Origin of the sequence: Marinobacter salinus, from assembly GCF_001854125.1 — a bacterium.
Classification (GTDB): Bacteria; Pseudomonadota; Gammaproteobacteria; order Pseudomonadales; family Oleiphilaceae; genus Marinobacter; species Marinobacter salinus.
In genome coordinates, this window is sequence record NZ_CP017715.1 from 4,078,105 (window position 1) to 4,094,509 (window position 16,405).

The following is a 16,405-nucleotide window of genomic DNA, read 5'->3' on the forward strand; positions in this document are numbered from 1 at the left end:
ATGAATGATCGGGATACCATTCCAATGAGGCTTTGTTCTGTGGTGCTTATGCGCTCTGTGTTGGCCATTCTCCTGGTCTTTGCCACCAATGTTCAGGCCATCGTTCTGGAGGGTGTTGGGCACGCCAGTATTCATGGTGGAGACTTGGACACTGCAAGGGCTGAAGCCCGGAAAGCGGCGTTCCGTGATCTTGCGTTGCAGTACGAAGCGCAGGTCAGCACCAGAGATACCATGGAAAACGGTGTGCTTACGGAGTCGCGGATGCAGGTAGCCTCAAGTGCGCAGGCCAGAAATGCCCGGATCGTGGACGAGTATCGGAGTGGCAACCTGCTGCGGGTTATCGTAAGGGCCGAAATGTCTCAAGGTCAGGGTGGCGCTTGCAGTGCGGGTGAGGCTGCGCGCCTGAAAAAACGCGTGGCAATAACCGGTTTTCCGGTACTGTATCCGGCGCAGGCTCGCGTCGGGCGCATTGATGATGCCGGCGAGATTTTGCCGCAGCAATTGCAGTCGCAACTGCGAAGCGCAGGCCTGCTTCAGGTCTTTGGCGCCACCACCTTGCGAATGTTCGACGATCTGCGGAACGCCCCGACAGTTCAGCAGGGAAGTAACCGGCTCACCAACGTGCTTCAGCTGGCCCGGGAGATGGGGGTGCAGTTCGTGGTGACTGGCGTGATTCGTGACCTTGGCGTTGCCGATCCGTCAGCCTGGGGATCGTCAGTTCTGGACAAAATGCAGCGCAGCATCGGTGCTGTGGATGAGGGGCGTCGCTTCGTTGTGGATCTGATGGTTTTTGATGGGTTCAGTGGTTCACCGGTGTATCAGGAGCAGTTTGCCGCGACCGCCGCATGGGATGCGGGCCCCGGCGCTTCGTCCGGATTCGGTTCAGCCGGTTTTCAGAAAACCGCTTACGGTAAGGCTGTGGGAGAGGTGATTGGCAACATGGCCCAAGCGGTGACGGAAGCGGTGGCCTGCCAGCCTTTCATGACACGGATCGCGAGAGTGGATGGTCACAATGTCACCCTGGAGTCCGGAGCAACCGCTGGGCTCCGTCCCGGTGATGAACTACACCTCTACCGAAGTGCCCGGTATTTTGATGCGCCCGGGGCTACCCCCGAACTCAGGAATGCAGGGTTAACGGTAACCCTGAACAATGTTCACCCGGATTTCAGTAACGGCCAGATGCCGATGATTAGTGGGCAGGTCAATATCCAGCGGGATGATATTGCGGTCATCTGGTAGGCCCCGAGCCGCTTAAAGAGCGTCAGGCAGCGGCTTCGGTTGCTGCAATATCCCGGATTTTACTGACCATGGCGCGCAGGCCGTTGCCGCGGGTCGGAGAGATGTGACGGAAAAGATCGAGGCTCTCGAACAGCTCGTCAATGTCGGTAGTCAGCAGCTCTCTGGGAGTCTTGCCGTTCAGGGCTACCAGGATAATAGCCGCCAGGCCGCGAACGATCATCGCGTCCGAGTCAATCAGCAGGTAGAGTTTGCCACTGGCTTCATCGTAGTGATGGATCAGCCATACCTGGCTTTGGCAGCCATGGACGTAGTTTTCTTCGACCCGGGCCTCTTCCGGAAATGCCGGCAGTTGCTTGCCGAGATCGATGATGTAGGCATAGCGCTCTTCCCAGTCATCCAGAAATTCGAACGCGTCGGTGACATCATCGAGGGTGGTTTCGGCGCCCAGCGGGTTGTTCAGAAAGTCCTGTTCACTTGCGCTCATTACAGCATTCCCAGTTCGAGCTTGGCTTCGTCTGTCAGCATGTCGTTATTCCAGGGCGGATCGAAGGTCAGGTCCACGGTTACCTTATCCACATTCGGAACATGCTCAACCTTGCGTTTGACGTCGTCGCAGATCACGGGCCCCATGCCACAGCCGGCTGCGGTCAGGGTCATCAAGATGTGAACCTGGTTGCCATCTTCGGTACCGTTTTCAATTTTGCACTCGTAAATCAGCCCCAGATCCACCACATTAACCGGGATCTCAGGGTCGTAGCAGTTCCGGAGAGCTTCCCATACCTGATTCTCGTTGACGGTTCCGTCTTCCGGCGTATCAAAGCTGCTTTCCAGTGGCTGTTTGCCAAGAGCGTCAGCGTCGTGACCTTCAATACGGGCAAGGTTGCCATTTACCGCCACCGTGAAGGTGCCCCCCAGTGACTGGGTGATAGTCACAAAGGTATCTGCCGGGATCATGATTTCGGTTCCGGCGGGAACAAGGCGGGCTTCCACCTCACGTTTGGTCAGGACCACTTCCCGTTCTTGCATGCCTGTTCGGGCCTCACTGTTTTCAATCTGTGTTGTCGGATCACGCTACGCTATTCCGACCTACCTATCTGTTACTGCCGATTTTGCCAAGGGAGAGAGGGCGATCAAGCCACCGTGAAACTTTCTCCGCAGCCGCACTCGGCGGTGGCATTCGGATTGCGGAACTGGAACATGGAGTTCACGCCTTCGGTCACGAAATCGATCTCGATCCCGTTAACCAGTGGCAAATGTTCCTCTTTCACAAACACATCGACGCCATCAATGTGGAAAATCCGGTCGTCCGGCGTGGCTTCATCCACCCACTGGGTTTCATATTTGAAGCCGGAACAACCGCTTTTCCTGATAGCCAGCCGGATGCCCTTGGCCTCCGGCTTTTTATCCAGTTGTTTGCGCACGTGCTTGACCGCACTGGGCGTCATGGTGACGGCAACGGTCGGGGTGAAGACTTCAGCTGTCATGATTCCACCTCCATCAGGCAAACAGGCGCTGGACTTTCTGCAGGGCGGCAAACAGTTGTTCCACCTCGTCCAACGTATTATAAAATGCAAAGGAAGCCCGGGCAGTACCGGGAACTCCGTAGAAATCCATCAGCGGCATGGCGCAGTGGTGACCGGTACGAATCGCGATTCCCTGCTGGTCCAGCAGTGTGCCAATATCACTGGGGTGTAGTCCGGCAATTTTAAAGGACATCACAGGAACTTTCCGTTCCGCAGTACCGATAATCTCCATGCCCGGCACGGTCTCGATCAGCTGGTTCGCCCGCTCAAGCAGGGCGATTTCCGCCGCTTCCATCGCGCGTCGGTCAATGCTGTCCAGGTAGTCGATGGCGGCGCCCAGGCCAACTGCTTCGGCAATGGCCGGTGTGCCCGCTTCGAACTTGTAGGGCAGGGTATTCCAGGTAGTTCGCTCGAAGGATACCCGCTCAATCATCTCACCGCCGCCCTGGTAGGGAGGCATTTCCTCAAGCAACTGCGCCTTGCCATACAGCACGCCAATGCCGGTGGGCCCGAACAGTTTGTGCGCCGAGAACACGTAAAAGTCACAGCCCAGCGCCCGCACGTCCGGCTGATAGTGGGGGACCGCCTGGGCTCCATCCACCAGGGTGAGAATGCCGCGGGCCTTGGCCTGTTCAATCAATGCGGTAATCGGGTTCACCGTGCCCAGAACGTTGGACACATGGGTAATCGCGAAAATCCGGGTTCGGTCGTTGAGCAGGCTGGTGAAGGATTCCAGGTCAAGCTCGCCTTCCGGGGTAATCTGGATGGGCACAACTTTCGCGCCGGTGCGCTCGGCGATCATCTGCCAGGGCACAATGTTGGCGTGGTGCTCCATCTGACTGACCAGGATCTCATCGCCCGGGTTCAGGCGTGGTGCCAGGCCGTTCGCCACCAGGTTGATAGCCTCTGTGGTGCCCCGGGTCCAGATGATTTCCCGGGTGCTTTCCGCATTCAGGAAGTTGCGTACGGTTTCCCGGGCGCCTTCGAAAGCTGCGGTTGCACGGTCTCCGAGGGTGTGTGCTCCACGGTGAACGTTTGAATGCATTTCCCGGTAATAACGGTCCATGGCATCCAGAACGGCAACCGGCTTCTGGGCCGATGCACCGTTGTCCAGATACACCAGCGGCTTTCCATTCACCTGTTGTGACAGGATGGGAAAGTCCCGGCGAATAGCTTCTACATCGAACGCCGGCTTGTTGGCTGCGTTTGCCACGGACAAATCCGTCATAACCGGTTACGCCTCCTCGAACGTCTGATCGAAGAACTGGTTGAGTCGTGTTTGAGCGGTTTCTCTGACCGCCTCCACCGGAATCTGTTCAACCAGCTCATTGATAAAGGCCATGGTTAACAAAACATTGGCCTCGCGTCGGCCAATACCACGGGACACCAGATAGAACAGGGAGGTTTCATCCAGCTGGCCGATGGTGGCGCCATGGGCACATTTCACATCGTCCGCGTAGATCTCCAGCTCCGGTTTGGTATCGATCTCAGCTCCGTTGGACAGCAACAGGTTCTTGTTGTTCATATCTGCGATGGACTTCTGGGCGTCCTGGTGGATATGAATCCGTCCGTTGAAGACCGCATGGGACTGATCCGCAGCGATGTTGCGGTAGTTTTCCTCACTGTTGCAGTGGGCCGCCACATGCTCAATGTTGGTGTGGTTGTCATAGTGCTGTTTACCCTGGGTTACCACGACCCCATTGAGTTTGCATTCGGCACCTTCACCTTCCAGTCGAACCTGCAGGTCGTGGCGGCGCAGGGGGCCCCCAAAGCCAACACAGTGGCTTTCGAACCGGGAGCTGCCATGCTGACGCACGCCGGTCGCGCCGATGTGCTGAACGTTCTCGCCTTCCATGTTCAGGCGGATGCTGGTGAGGTTGGCACCTTCGGCCAGATTGAACTCGGTGACGGTATTGACCATCACCGCCTCTGCACCGCTGGAGATGTATTCCTCGACCATTGTGATCTGGCTGTGACGACCGGCATCGACAAAAATCCGCGGGAAGGCAGACCCACTGGCGTTTGCAGTCACTTCGTGAACGATAAACAGGGGCTGGTCAAGAACTGCCTCCGGCTTCAGTCGAACCAGCAGGCCGTCCTCGAAACGCGCGGAGTTGAGTCGGGCCAGCTGCACGGCCTTGTTGTCCAGAGTGCTGTCCAGGCGATCCGCCAGTTCGGCGGCCTCTTTGTCGCTCAGGTCACTGAAGCTTTGAATGCTGATGCCATCCAGGTCCGGATACTCGGAGGCCTCCGGCATCATCACGCCGTTCAGAAACACGACCTTATAGCCCGGCACAGCCAGGCTGCTGCCGGTCTTGCCTTCTGCCGGCAGAGAAATGGCCATGTCGTCCGTCAGCTTCAGGTACTTGCTGGAGTACTTCCAGTTTTCGGTTTTGCGCGTTGGTAGCGGCATTTCTACCAGAGCGGTGCCACGCTGTTTGCGCAGCGTGAGCAGCGGCTCTGGCAGGGACTGCCCGGCCGGGTGCAGGAACGCGGTGGAAAGAGTGGGTGCTGGTTTCATTCCGCGAGCTCCTTAGTTGGCTGAACTGTCGGCAGTTTCTTCGTCCTTGATGCCCAGCCAGCCGTAGCCGCGCTCTTCCAGTTCCAGCGCCAGCTCACGGCCACCGGATTTGACGATCTTGCCGCCGGCCAGCACGTGCACATGATCTGGCACAATGTGGTTCAGCAGGCGCTGGTAGTGGGTCACCATTAAAATGGCGCGGTCTTCGGCGCGCAGAGCATTAACGCCGTTGGAAACGACTTGCAGGGCGTCGATATCGAGGCCCGAGTCGGTTTCATCCAGAATCGCCAGTTTCGGCTGGAGCAACAGCGCCTGCATGATTTCGTTACGCTTCTTTTCTCCACCGGAGAAGCCTTCGTTCACCCCGCGCTTAAGAAAGGCCGGGTCCAGGTCGACCTGTTTGGATACTTCCCGCGCGAGCTTCATGAATTCCGCCGCGTTCATCTCCGGCTCGCCCTTGTGCGCCCGCATGGCGTTAACCGCGGTTCGCATGAACTGCAGGTTGCTGACGCCCGGAATCTCCACCGGATACTGGAATGCCAGAAAGATGCCTTCACGTGCGCGTTCTTCCGTTTCCAGATCCAGCAGGTTTTCGCCGTTCAGCGTGATCTCGCCGTCAGTGACTTCAAATGCTTCGTTGCCTGCCAGCACCTGGGACAAAGTACTCTTGCCCGAGCCGTTCGGGCCCATGATGGCGTGAACTTCCCCGGCCTTGATCTCCAGGTTGATGCCCTTGAGGATTTCTTTGCCATCAACCGATGCGTGCAGATTCTTGATGCTCAGCATTTGTGGGATTCTCTCTTCGTTAATCTGTATGAATTCGTTTGTCAGTGTCCGGGGCTGGCACTGCTGTTAGCCAACAGAACCTTCGAGGCTTACCTCGAGCAGCTTGCCCGCTTCCACTGCGAACTCCATCGGGAGTTCCTTGAACACCTCTTTGCAGAAACCGTTTACGATCATGGACACGGCCTGCTCCGGCTCAATACCACGCTGGCGGCAGAGGAACATTTGCTCGTCACTAACCTTGGAGGTGGTGGCCTCGTGCTCCACGATGGCAGACTTGTTCTTGCTTTCAATGTACGGGAAGGTGTGCGCGCCGCAACGATCACCAATGAGCAGCGAGTCACACTGGGTAAAGTTGCGCGCACCCTCTGCTCCGGGGCCAAACTTGACCAGCCCCCGGTAGGCGTTGGAGCTTTTGCCGGCAGAGATGCCTTTGGAGATGATGGTACTGGAGGTATTCTTGCCCAGATGGATCATCTTTGTACCGGTATCCGCCTGCTGGTAGTTATTGGTCAGCGCGACTGAATAGAACTCACCAACACTGTTTTCGCCCCGCAGGACGCAGCTCGGGTATTTCCAGGTTACAGCAGAACCGGTCTCGACCTGGGTCCAGGAAATTTTTGAATTCTTGCCGATGCAGGCGCCGCGCTTGGTGACAAAGTTGAAAATGCCGCCTTTGCCTTCTTCGTCGCCCGGATACCAGTTCTGGACGGTCGAATATTTGATCTGGGCGTCATCCAGCGCCACCAGCTCAACCACAGCCGCGTGTAACTGGTTCTCGTCACGCATGGGTGCGGTGCAGCCTTCGAGGTAACTCACGTAGCTGCTGTCTTCGGCAATGATCAGGGTGCGCTCAAACTGGCCGGTATTGGCCGCGTTGATGCGGAAATAGGTGGACAGTTCCATGGGGCAGCGCACGCCTTTCGGCACATACACAAAGGTGCCGTCGGAGAAGACCGCTGAGTTCAGGCCGGCAAAGAAATTGTCGCCCGCAGGAACCACCGAGCCCAGGTATTTTTTGACCAGTTCGGGGTAGTCCTGGATTGCTTCCGAGATGGAGCAGAAGATTACACCGGCCTTGGCCAGCGGTTCCTTGAAGGTGGTTGCGACGGAAACGGAATCGAACACCGCATCCACCGCTACGCCGGCAAGTTTCTCGCGCTCGTGCAGGGGAATGCCCAGCTTTTCGTATGTCCTGAGCAGCTCGGGATCGACTTCATCCAGGCTCTGGGGCATGTCTTCCCTGCGCTTGGGCGCGGAATAGTATGAAATCGAGTTGTAGTCGACTTTGGGGTAGCCAACATGCGCCCAGTCTGGCTCCTCCATTTCGAGCCAGCGACGATAGGCTTTCAGGCGCCACTCCAGCATCCATTCCGGTTCTTTCTTGATCCCGGAAAGGCGGGCGATTACGTCTTCATTCAGGCCGGGCTCAAACGTGTCGGATTCAATGTCGGTTATGAAACCGTGTTCGTATTCCCGTTTGATCAGCTCGTTCACCTCTTTGTCGGTGGTCGCCATGATCGTCGCTCCGTATTCTCTCATCACGGGCCGTTTGGCCCTTGGTGTGCCGACGGCCAGGGTTATCTGGCCGTCGGGCGTATGTCATCAGTTTGGGTGTTGCAGTGGTCGCTCACCTGATGGATACGCCCTGCAATCGGTTTTTGGATGACGGATATCGTGGGCTTGCGTTGTTTATAAACAAGAAAGCAGGCCCGTTCCGTTGCTTCTGGCGAGCTATTGTACAATACCATAGTAAAATAGTCAGGTATTAAATTGTGCGTGCCCTGATTATACAGTAATCAGGGCACCGGGCACCAAGGGAAGGGGTGTGACGAGTCAGGTCTCTGGTTGAAAGACCCTGGTCAGGTAGCTGTTGTCCAGGCTCTCGGGCGTGCCCGCGGGGCGTGGAATGCGAACGGTGTAGCCACTGCCTGGTGCATAGTCCATTTTGCCCCCGTTGATGCTCTCCATGGTGCTTGTGCAAAACCGGAGGTTGCCCGACGGATTAATCAGCTCCAGCTGATCGCCGGTCGCAAATTTGTTTTTCACCTCAATGGTCAGCCACTTGCCATCATCGTTGATAATGGCGCCGACGACCTGTTGGCTTCCCGGATAGGAGGAACCTTGTTCATAGTTCTGGTACTCCTGGGGCAGGTGGCGGCGCAGGAAGCCTTCGGTGTAGCCCCGGTTCGAAAGGGCTTCGAGTTCGTCCATCAGGCTCATGTCGAAGGGTTTGCCGTGTAAAGCCTCATCAATAGCGCGCCGGTAAACCTGAGTAGTGCGGGCCACGTAATAGCTGCTTTTGGTCCGGCCTTCGATTTTCAGAGAATGAATGCCCATTTTTGCCAGCTCCGCCACGTGCTGAACCGCGCGGAGGTCTTTGGAGTTCATGATGTACGTGCCGTGTTCATCTTCGTAGGCCGGTATAAAGCCGCCAGGACGGTTGGGTTCCTCCAGCAGGATCTCGCGAGGCTCGACGTCCTGAGCGGCGTTGGTGGCGGAAGTCGCGATCAGATCGCCGGTCTGGTCCTGGCTGTGCTGCACTTCTTTGTAATTCCAGCGGCAGGCGTTCGTGCAGGCCCCCTGGTTTGCATCACGGTGGTTCATATACCCGGACAGCAGGCAACGACCGGAATAGGCCATACACAAGGCGCCATGCACGAAGACTTCCAGTTCCATCGCCGGCACTCGGTCCCGGATTTCCCGAATTTCGTCGAGCGCCAGCTCCCGGGAAAGAATGACGCGGCTGATGCCTTGCCTTCTCCAGAATTCCACAGTCGCCCAGTTAACGGCGTTTGCCTGAACAGAAAGGTGAATGGGCTGATCCGGCCATTTTTCGCGAACCAGCATGATCAGGCCAGGGTCTGACATGATCAGGGCATCCGGTTTCAGCTCCAGAACCGGCTCCAGATCTTTCAGGTAGGTGCGCACCTTGCTGTTGTGAGGTGCTATGTTTGATACAAGGTAGAACTGTTTTCCCAACTGGTGGGCTCGTTCAATTCCCGCGCCCAGGGCTGCAACGTTCTTGAAACTGTTGTTCCTTACTCTCAGAGAGTAGCGGGGCTGACCGGCGTAGACAGCATCCGCGCCATAGGCGAAAGCCGTTTCAAGGTGTTCGGGGGTGCCTGCGGGGGCGAGCAGTTCCGGGGTTTTCATGTCGGCTCCAGGAAGGTTTGTACTGCTTTTGATTGCGGATACAGGTCCGCCGTATCGAAAAGGTGGGCATTTTGCCGGAATTTGGCGGGCTTTCCCTTGATCCTGCGCAAGGGTATTATTGATTGTTTTCAGCTAACACGTGTACGCTGTTTGCGTGACTTGTTGGGTCGAGAAAGAGCATCAGGAGGAGTTTGGTATGGCATCAGAGCCTCTGAGGCCGGAGGTGGCTCGTGTTTCGCTGAGTGCGCGCGTGAGTTCGCTGATCAGTGTTCAGCTGGCACGGGGTAAGGTAGGCGTGGAGGTTGTGGCATCACAACTGCACATGAGCCGTTACACCCTGCACAAGAAACTGAGGCGGGAGGGTTTGACCTTTGCCCGCCTTTTAGAAGATGTCCGGCGTAAGCAGGCACTGACTTACATGCAGGATAAGACCAAGCCGCTGGTGGAGATTGCCGAGCAGCTTGGGTTCTCGGAGCTGAGCGCGTTCAGCCGGGCTTTCAAGCGCTGGATGGGCACTTCTCCGGCTGAGTACCGCTCGATCAGGTTTTCTTGAAGACCAGTGTGGCGTTGGTTCCACCAAAGCCGAAGCTGTTGCTCATAACCAGGTCCAGGCTCTGGTTGTCCATGCGCTCGCGTACGATCGGGTAACCCTCGGCCTCTTCGTCCAGTGTCTGGATGTTGGCTGACGGAGCAATAAAACCTTCCCGTTGCATGATGAGACTATAGATGGCTTCGTGCACGCCAGCGGCACCCAGGGCATGTCCACACAGAGGCTTCGTTGAACTCAGTGGCGGAATGTTATCCCCGAAGGTTTGTTTCAGTGCCTTCAGCTCAGTTACATCCCCGGCCGGTGTGCTGGTGCCGTGGGTATTGATGTAGCTGATTTCGCCTTTGACGTTTTTCATGGCCTGCTGCATGCAGCGGACCGCGCCTTCACCGCTGGGAGCCACCATATCGGCCCCGTCGGACGTGGCACCGAAGCCGACCAGCTCCCCGAGAATGGTGGCGCCCCGTGCTTCCGCATGCTCCAGGGCTTCCAGAACCAGAGTTCCCCCACCACCGGAAATAACAAAACCATCACGGGAACCGTCATAGGTGCGGGATGCAGTTTCGGGCGTATCGTTATATTTGGTGGACAGGGCACCCATGGCGTCGAACAGAAGGCTCAGTGTCCAGTGGATGTCCTCGCCGCCGCCGGCAAGCATAATGTCCTGACGGCCGAGAGCGATCAGGTCTGCAGCGTGGCCGATGGCGTGGGCGCTGGTGGCGCAGGCCGATGTGATTCCGTAGTTCACGCCGGTAATGCCAAAGGCGGTTGCGATGGATGCATTGATCGCGCTGCCCATTGTGCGAGGCACCCGGTAAGGGCCTACCCGGCGAATGCCTTTGGCGCGGTGAGTATCAATGGCGTCCAGTAGCTCAACTGTCGATGCGCCGCCCGTGCCAAAAATGGCGCCGGTGGAGTTCGCCCGAATGTGCTCATCCGTGAGCCCGGATTGCTCAATGGCTTCACGGGTGGCCAGGTAAGTGTAACCAGAGGCCGGGCACATAAACCGGAAGAGTTTTCGGTCAATCAGCTCCTGAAGGTTCAGGTTTATCTGGCCACAGACATGACTGCGCAGGCCATTGTCCCGAGCCTCTTCACTGAAGCCAATGCCGGGCCTGGATTCCCTGAGGGACTGAGTGACTTCCTTCTGGTTGGTACCAAGGCTGGAAACAATGCCCATACCGGTGATTACAACACGACGCATCTTGTTAACTCCTAAAAATCATCGGTGGAGGTGAACATGCCAACCCGGAGGTCTTTGGCAGTGTAGATTTCCCGGCCGTCCACTTCCATCCGGCCATCAGCAATTGCCATAGTCAGCTTGCGCCTGATCACGCGCTTGAGGTCCAGGCGATAGGTCACCTTCTTGGCGGTGGGCAGCACCTGGCCGGTAAATTTCACTTCACCGGAACCCAGCGCGCGTCCCTTGCCTTCTCCGCCCCCCCAGGCGAGAAAGAAACCCACCAGTTGCCACATGGCGTCCAGTCCCAGGCAGCCGGGCATAACGGGATCATCAACAAAGTGCACCTTGAAAAACCAGAGGTCCGGGTTGATGTCGAGTTCGGCCACGATACTGCCCTTGCCAAACAGACCGTCGTCATCAGCTATATGAATGACGCGGTCGAACATCAGCATCTCATCAATGGGCAGACGCATGGAGCCAGGGAAGAGCGTGCCATGGCCACATTTGATCAGGTCTTCTTTATCAAAATGATCCGGGTTCATAGTGCCAGTATCTCTGTTACAAAATGATTTCCTCATACTTTAGCGCGTATTTGGCAATGATCTATTGACCTTTAGTGGATGATTGTCGGTTTTTTGCCGGGATGAGGGGGGCGGCCATCAAAGATCTGCCGGGGAGAGGGTGGCGCTGGAGGGTATCAGCAACTCATCCCTCGCGGCCGTCCGGGCGTGGACTGGTCAGTACCCGGGTGTAGCGGAACAGGAACATACTGAACGCGAACAACCAGAGCAGCGCGCTGGCGCCGATGCCCGGATTCCAGCCGACCACCCCGAAGGCTGTCAGGACCCGGATAAGTGCAGCCAGATGAATCGCGAAAAATGCGGTCACCATACCTTTGGGCAGAACCAGTGGCCGACCCGTGTGGCCGAGGGAAACCCGGGCGATAACACCGAGAATCAGGCATGCCACTGCGCCCGTGCCGGCGGCGTGGCTCCAGGCGTTGGATGGCCAGCCGGCAAGCAATGTGCCGGCCAGCAGGAACAGTGCCACAGGCACCCAGAGGATAGACAGGTGCAGAACCCAGAGTAGTGGGTCTCTGCGAACCAGCCAGCCTTTCCAGCCGGCCAGTCGCACCAGCATCAGGGTGCCTGCAACAGCAGCCAATACGCCGGTCACGGTTTGCCCGCCCGTGATCAGTGAGACCATAAGCACAATCAGGCTGAACAAGGTGGCCATATCCAGTGCTGGAATGGTTTTCACGGTGGTGCTGTCCAACCCTCGCTGACGAAGCCAGCCGGTGGTGAAGGCGGGAGTGATACGCCCGCCAATGATGCTGATAAGCGCCATGGCCATGACCAGGGCGCCGTAACTGAAGGTCATGTCCAGCCGGGTTACGAATCCTATCTGCAGAAGCCAGAGCAGCCCTAGAACCAGAAGGATCAGCAGCTGCCGCTTCTGACGGGCATGCCAGATCCGCCAGCCGGCATCGAGCATGACCAGTGGCAGAAAGGCCAGGTTCACGGCATGCACCAGCCAGTCCGGGACGCCGGCACCGAAGGCAAGCAAAAGACGGCCAGCCAGCCAGACTCCCCAGAGCAGTACCAGGCGCAATCCGTGGGTGCGCTCCGTCTGGGTCCAGACACAGACGGCGGTTAGCAGGAAACCGGCGATGGCGGCCGACAGGAAACCGAACAGCATCTCATGTTGGTGCCAGAACAGGCCCGGCAAGGCCAGGGGCAGGTTGATAATACCATTAACCTGCATGACCCAGAGGGGAATGGCGAGCAGTGCCAGTACCGTCATGGACAGGAAGAAAATCCGGAACGGGTAGCTGAACAGCTGGCTGATGCTGGCGGCATCGGTTTGACGGGTTTTTGGGGTCGCCTGCATGATTGCCTCCGCTAATACATATAAGTGCTATACATGTTATATGTGAGGCGTCAGAAAGAACATACCCGGTAGGGGGTATTTCTGCGTACAATTCCTCTATCATTTTGATTCACAAAAGGATGATTTATGAGTGGTTACCTGATTCTGAAAAGTATCCATATGACCGCAGCCTACCTCACGGTAGTGCTGTTTGCCTTGCGTCTGTTGCTGGATGGGGTTGGTAAGCCTGACTGGCGGAAAACGCCGCTGCGCTGGATTCCTCACGCGAACGACACCATCCTGCTGGTGGCGGCCATCAGCCTGTTGTTTGTAACGCCCTGGATGCCGTTTGTGCACGGCTGGCTGACAGCCAAGATCTTTCTGCTGATTGGTTACATTATCGCCGGTCTGTTTGCGCTGAAAACAACGCTCGGAACCCCGGCGCGGGTGGCAGCGGCTGTAATTGCACTGGTACAGATCACAGCCATTTTCCATCTGGCAGTCAATAAGCCGGTCTTCTGGTAAACGCTTATTTCTGTCGCTATTCCCGGTCCCTGCCAGCAACCTGCCTCGTCAGCTCCTCCAGCTGTTGCTGTACACCCTGGAGCTGGCGGGTAATCTCGTCCCGCTCGTCGTGGGCCTTCTGCGCCTCCTTGGCGTTCTGTTCTTCGCTCATGACCTCAAGAATTGCGCCGATCATCATGTTCAGGAACACGAAAGCAGTCAGGAAGATGAATGTCAGGTAGTAAATCCAGCTGAGCGGGTATTGCTCCATGGTGGCATACATGACGTCCGTCCAGTCTTCAAAGGTGGCTACCCGGAACAGCGTGAGCATGGCAATGGCGACATCGCCCCATAGCTTGTCATCGACGCTGGCGAAGAACATCGAGCCCATGGCCGCGTAGATATAGAAAATAATGAACATCAGCAGAGCGATGTAGCCCATGCGCGGGATGGCTTTTAACAGGGAGTTGATCAGAAAGCGCAGCTCCGGCACCACCGACACCAGACGCAACACCCGGAACACTCTCAACAGACGCCCCAGCAACACTGCTTCCGAGTTGTCGAGCGGAATCAGGCTGCCGATGACCACCAGGGTATCGAACAGGTTCCAGCCGTCGAGGAGAAAGCGCCGTTTGACCGGGCTGGCAGAAAAGCGGAACAGAATCTCGATCAGGAAAAACACGGTGATGGCGTTGTCCATCACCGTCAGGCTCTGTTCCACCAGGACTGGCAAGTCGTAGGTCTTGGCGCCGATGGTCAGTGCGGACAGGATGATGATGGTGATCACCAAAGTCTGAAAGATCTTGCTGGATTCGATTTGGCGCAACTGGTTGAAGCCTGAGGCAGGGTTCATTTCCGGGGACATACGTTAACGCTCCAGAGGTAGTCGGGCAGCAGACAGAGGCTCGCCGAGCTCCTGTGTGAACGCGGATTATACGCGAAAAAAAGCCCCCGAAGACGGGGGCGGCGAGGCGAAATCAACAATTCCGGTTACGGTTTTTTTCGATTCAGTGGGTAGAAAAGTTGGGGAGAGGCCAGCTCCGGCAGATCGGTTCTCTCCTCGTTGGCAGCCCACTCGACCCGCTCTGCGGACCGGATGGCATAATGCATCCAGATCAGGGCAGCAGCGACGATGACGAACATCAGCATAAAGCAGCTCTGCCAGATGCCAGTGAGATCATTCAGTGCGCCGAAGGTCAGTGGAAGAATAAAGCCGCCGAGGCCCCCGATCATACCCACCACGCCGCCGACGGCGCCCACATGCATGGGGTAATACACGGGAATGTGCTTGTAGACCGCGGCCTTGCCCAGGGACATGAAGAAGCCGAGGGTGAAGATCAGTGCCACGAACATTGGCAGGCTCATCGCCAGGGTAAAGCGGATATCGCCTTCGATGCCATTCACCACATACTCCGTGGGCGGGTAGCTCAGCAGAAAGGTGCATACAACCGAGGCGCCGAAGGTCCAGTACATGACCCGGCGGGCGCCGAAGCGGTCCGACATCCAGCCTCCCAGGATGCGAAACAGCGATGCCGGGATGGTGTAGAGCGCCGCGATTATACCTGCAGTCTTGATGTCCAGTCCGTAGACGCCGATCAGGAAGTGGGGTAGCCAGAGTGCCAGGGCGACAAAGGCGCCGAACACGAAGAAATAATACAGGGCAAATCGCCAGACCCTCAGCTCACGGAGTGGCTCCATCTGCTCCATGAAGGATTTGGCCTTGGTGCCGGCCCGCTCGGCCGCCATTGGGTCTTCTTTGGCAAGGAGTATGAAGATCACACCCATGACTGCCAGCACAGTGGCGTAGATCTGTGCAGTACTCTCCCACCCGAAGGCGACCAGCAGGAATGGGGCCCCGAAGTTGGTCACCGCAGCACCCACATTGCCCGCGCCAAAAATCCCCAGAGCAGTTCCCTGGCGTTCCGGTTCAAACCATGCCGCCGTGTAGGCGACCCCGACGATAAAGGCCCCGCCAGCCAGGCCAACCCCCAGGGCGCCCACCAGCAACATAAGGTAAGTGGTTGCGAAGGTGAGCAAATACACGCACGCGGCAGTAGTGAGCATCAGGATGCCGAACACCCAACGGCCCCCGTAGCGGTCCGTCCAGATGCCCAGGAACAGCCGGCTGATAGAGCCGGTGAGAATAGGGGTGGCCATCAGCAGGCCAAGCTGGGTATCCGACAGCCCCAGGTCTTCGCTGAGTCGGATGCCAATAATCGAGAAAATGGTCCACACCGCAAAGCACAGGGTGAAGGCAAACGTGGATAAACCGAGCGCACGGTTTTGTTCTGACTTTGACGGGATGTTGGCCATGCTCCGTTCCCTCCGGACTTTGATCAAATGACGTCTGAAAACACCTCTTAAACCTTAACAAAAACAGGGTCTTTCGATGCGGGGCATTGGAGGTACCTCCTGCTGGGTGCGCTGGTGGTAGGCGATTGGGGTTTTTTGTAGCCAGGGGGATAGGCCTTTGATTTCTCTCGTGGGGTAGGCGCTATCAAGGTTGATTTACGTCAAATATGGTCGGCACCTGAGTGTGGGCTAATGCTGACAGATATCAATGGGCGCCTCTCGCAGGGGCGTCGAAAGCGCCTTTGGGAGAACCCGCAAAATGAAAATCATGATTGCCTACGACGGTTCGCGGAATGCCAGGTTGGCACTGGCCCAGACCATCACCATGTTCCGCGACCTCAAGCCCGTAATCACCCTGGTTGCAGTGGCTGAAAATCCCCGGGATATCACATCCGGAAATGAGGACCTGTTCCAGCAGGAAGTGGCTGATCTGAAGGGGCATCTCGCAGAGGCCATGGAGGTGTGCCAGCAGGAGCAGATCGCGGCTGAAACCATGCTTCTGGAGGGCGACCCCAGAAAGATGCTGCTGTATGCAGCGGAGAAAAAAATCCACCCGGAGATGTTGGTAATTGCACGCCACAGCCATGAGCCGGATGGTGGCTTCATTGCCCGCTCGCTGACCTATTTCGTGGACGAACTGGACTACATGACCTTCGGCAGCGTGAGTTCCTTCCTCGCCCGCCGTATCCAGTGCCCGCTTCTTATTCTGCCCAGCCGTTGAGCCTGGG

The 16,405-nt window shown here is 57.2% G+C and carries 17 protein-coding genes; 4 read left to right on the top strand and 13 right to left on the bottom strand.

Annotated elements, in window-relative coordinates; genetic code table 11:
* Positions 1 to 24 precede the first annotated feature (24 nt).
* Positions 25 to 1,239, top strand: coding sequence for a flagellar assembly protein T N-terminal domain-containing protein (locus BKP64_RS18785; protein WP_070973786.1), 1,215 nt, complete (start codon positions 25 to 27; stop codon positions 1,237 to 1,239).
* Between the two features lie 22 nt (positions 1,240 to 1,261).
* On the opposite strand, the gene BKP64_RS18790 is transcribed toward BKP64_RS18785, so the two are convergent.
* From BKP64_RS18790 to trhP, 8 genes are all read right to left on the bottom strand, one after another.
* Positions 1,262 to 1,723: a SufE family protein gene (locus BKP64_RS18790; RefSeq protein WP_070973389.1), complete on the bottom strand. Its 462-nt coding sequence runs from the start codon at positions 1,721 to 1,723 to the stop codon at positions 1,262 to 1,264.
* Positions 1,723 to 2,265 (bottom strand): putative Fe-S cluster assembly protein SufT, encoded by a 543-nt coding sequence (gene sufT, locus BKP64_RS18795; protein ID WP_070973391.1) that lies wholly within the window; start codon positions 2,263 to 2,265, stop codon positions 1,723 to 1,725. The genes BKP64_RS18790 and sufT overlap by 1 nt, the downstream gene beginning before the upstream one ends.
* A gap of 104 nt (positions 2,266 to 2,369) precedes the next feature.
* Positions 2,370 to 2,723, bottom strand: a complete 354-nt coding sequence (locus BKP64_RS18800; RefSeq protein ID WP_070973393.1) for a HesB/IscA family protein — start codon at positions 2,721 to 2,723, stop codon at positions 2,370 to 2,372.
* 13 nt (positions 2,724 to 2,736) lie between these two features.
* The gene (locus BKP64_RS18805) at positions 2,737 to 3,990 is read right to left on the bottom strand and encodes an aminotransferase class V-fold PLP-dependent enzyme (protein WP_070973395.1); all 1,254 of its coding nucleotides are present in this window, start codon (positions 3,988 to 3,990) and stop codon (positions 2,737 to 2,739) included.
* A 6-nt stretch (positions 3,991 to 3,996) separates the two neighbouring features.
* On the bottom strand, positions 3,997 to 5,283 hold the full coding sequence (sufD, locus tag BKP64_RS18810) for a Fe-S cluster assembly protein SufD (protein WP_070973398.1): 1,287 nt from the start codon (positions 5,281 to 5,283) through the stop codon (positions 3,997 to 3,999).
* Between the two features lie 12 nt (positions 5,284 to 5,295).
* A complete protein-coding gene (gene sufC / locus BKP64_RS18815; protein ID WP_070973400.1) occupies positions 5,296 to 6,069 on the bottom strand; it encodes a Fe-S cluster assembly ATPase SufC in 774 nt (257 codons plus the stop codon).
* Between the two features lie 66 nt (positions 6,070 to 6,135).
* Positions 6,136 to 7,584, bottom strand: a complete 1,449-nt coding sequence (sufB, locus tag BKP64_RS18820; RefSeq protein ID WP_070973402.1) for a Fe-S cluster assembly protein SufB — start codon at positions 7,582 to 7,584, stop codon at positions 6,136 to 6,138.
* Between the two features lie 318 nt (positions 7,585 to 7,902).
* The gene (gene trhP / locus BKP64_RS18825) at positions 7,903 to 9,222 is read right to left on the bottom strand and encodes a prephenate-dependent tRNA uridine(34) hydroxylase TrhP (protein ID WP_070973404.1); all 1,320 of its coding nucleotides are present in this window, start codon (positions 9,220 to 9,222) and stop codon (positions 7,903 to 7,905) included.
* A gap of 196 nt (positions 9,223 to 9,418) precedes the next feature.
* Between trhP and BKP64_RS18830 the strand changes: the two genes are divergently transcribed.
* Positions 9,419 to 9,775 carry a helix-turn-helix transcriptional regulator gene (locus BKP64_RS18830; protein WP_070973406.1) on the top strand — a complete coding sequence of 119 codons (357 nt, stop codon included), beginning with the start codon at positions 9,419 to 9,421 and terminating at the stop codon, positions 9,773 to 9,775.
* Here the strand turns inward: BKP64_RS18830 and fabB are convergent.
* The 3 genes from fabB to BKP64_RS18845 form a co-directional block, all read right to left on the bottom strand.
* On the bottom strand, positions 9,762 to 10,973 hold the full coding sequence (gene fabB / locus BKP64_RS18835) for a beta-ketoacyl-ACP synthase I (RefSeq protein ID WP_070973408.1): 1,212 nt from the start codon (positions 10,971 to 10,973) through the stop codon (positions 9,762 to 9,764). The two genes, BKP64_RS18830 and fabB, sit on opposite strands and share 14 nt — an antisense overlap.
* Before the next feature lie 11 nt (positions 10,974 to 10,984).
* Positions 10,985 to 11,494, bottom strand: coding sequence for a bifunctional 3-hydroxydecanoyl-ACP dehydratase/trans-2-decenoyl-ACP isomerase (gene fabA / locus BKP64_RS18840; protein WP_070973410.1), 510 nt, complete (start codon positions 11,492 to 11,494; stop codon positions 10,985 to 10,987).
* Between the two features lie 163 nt (positions 11,495 to 11,657).
* Entirely contained in the window at positions 11,658 to 12,842 is a 1,185-nt protein-coding gene (locus BKP64_RS18845) for an NnrS family protein (RefSeq protein ID WP_070973413.1), read from the bottom strand.
* Between the two features lie 126 nt (positions 12,843 to 12,968).
* On the opposite strand from BKP64_RS18845, the gene BKP64_RS18850 reads away from it, so the two are divergent.
* Positions 12,969 to 13,346 (top strand): SirB2 family protein, encoded by a 378-nt coding sequence (locus BKP64_RS18850; RefSeq protein WP_070973414.1) that lies wholly within the window; start codon positions 12,969 to 12,971, stop codon positions 13,344 to 13,346.
* Between the two features lie 16 nt (positions 13,347 to 13,362).
* Here BKP64_RS18850 and BKP64_RS18855 read toward each other — a convergent pair whose 3' ends face one another.
* Both BKP64_RS18855 and BKP64_RS18860 read right to left on the bottom strand, forming a co-directional pair.
* Positions 13,363 to 14,190 carry an ion transporter gene (locus tag BKP64_RS18855; RefSeq protein ID WP_070973416.1) on the bottom strand — a complete coding sequence of 276 codons (828 nt, stop codon included), beginning with the start codon at positions 14,188 to 14,190 and terminating at the stop codon, positions 13,363 to 13,365.
* Between the two features lie 125 nt (positions 14,191 to 14,315).
* Entirely contained in the window at positions 14,316 to 15,638 is a 1,323-nt protein-coding gene (locus BKP64_RS18860; RefSeq protein WP_070973418.1) for an MFS transporter, read from the bottom strand.
* 298 nt (positions 15,639 to 15,936) lie between these two features.
* On the opposite strand from BKP64_RS18860, the gene BKP64_RS18865 reads away from it, so the two are divergent.
* Entirely contained in the window at positions 15,937 to 16,398 is a 462-nt protein-coding gene (locus BKP64_RS18865) for a universal stress protein (RefSeq protein WP_070973421.1), read from the top strand.
* Positions 16,399 to 16,405: the final 7 nt, after the last annotated feature.

Excerpts from the sequence above, each read along its gene's own strand:
- BKP64_RS18785 (WP_070973786.1), top strand. The coding sequence starts at position 25 with ATGAGGCTTTGTTCTGTGGTGCTTATGCGCTCTGTGTTGGCCATTCTC.
- BKP64_RS18790 (WP_070973389.1), bottom strand. The coding sequence starts at position 1,723 with ATGAGCGCAAGTGAACAGGACTTTCTGAACAACCCGCTGGGCGCCGAA.
- sufT (WP_070973391.1), bottom strand. The coding sequence starts at position 2,265 with ATGCAAGAACGGGAAGTGGTCCTGACCAAACGTGAGGTGGAAGCCCGC.
- BKP64_RS18800 (WP_070973393.1), bottom strand. The coding sequence starts at position 2,723 with ATGACAGCTGAAGTCTTCACCCCGACCGTTGCCGTCACCATGACGCCC.
- BKP64_RS18805 (WP_070973395.1), bottom strand. The coding sequence starts at position 3,990 with ATGACGGATTTGTCCGTGGCAAACGCAGCCAACAAGCCGGCGTTCGAT.
- sufD (WP_070973398.1), bottom strand. The coding sequence starts at position 5,283 with ATGAAACCAGCACCCACTCTTTCCACCGCGTTCCTGCACCCGGCCGGG.
- sufC (WP_070973400.1), bottom strand. The coding sequence starts at position 6,069 with ATGCTGAGCATCAAGAATCTGCACGCATCGGTTGATGGCAAAGAAATC.
- sufB (WP_070973402.1), bottom strand. The coding sequence starts at position 7,584 with ATGGCGACCACCGACAAAGAGGTGAACGAGCTGATCAAACGGGAATAC.
- trhP (WP_070973404.1), bottom strand. The coding sequence starts at position 9,222 with ATGAAAACCCCGGAACTGCTCGCCCCCGCAGGCACCCCCGAACACCTT.
- BKP64_RS18830 (WP_070973406.1), top strand. The coding sequence starts at position 9,419 with ATGGCATCAGAGCCTCTGAGGCCGGAGGTGGCTCGTGTTTCGCTGAGT.
- fabB (WP_070973408.1), bottom strand. The coding sequence starts at position 10,973 with ATGCGTCGTGTTGTAATCACCGGTATGGGCATTGTTTCCAGCCTTGGT.
- fabA (WP_070973410.1), bottom strand. The coding sequence starts at position 11,494 with ATGAACCCGGATCATTTTGATAAAGAAGACCTGATCAAATGTGGCCAT.
- BKP64_RS18845 (WP_070973413.1), bottom strand. The coding sequence starts at position 12,842 with ATGCAGGCGACCCCAAAAACCCGTCAAACCGATGCCGCCAGCATCAGC.
- BKP64_RS18850 (WP_070973414.1), top strand. The coding sequence starts at position 12,969 with ATGAGTGGTTACCTGATTCTGAAAAGTATCCATATGACCGCAGCCTAC.
- BKP64_RS18855 (WP_070973416.1), bottom strand. The coding sequence starts at position 14,190 with ATGTCCCCGGAAATGAACCCTGCCTCAGGCTTCAACCAGTTGCGCCAA.
- BKP64_RS18860 (WP_070973418.1), bottom strand. The coding sequence starts at position 15,638 with ATGGCCAACATCCCGTCAAAGTCAGAACAAAACCGTGCGCTCGGTTTA.
- BKP64_RS18865 (WP_070973421.1), top strand. The coding sequence starts at position 15,937 with ATGAAAATCATGATTGCCTACGACGGTTCGCGGAATGCCAGGTTGGCA.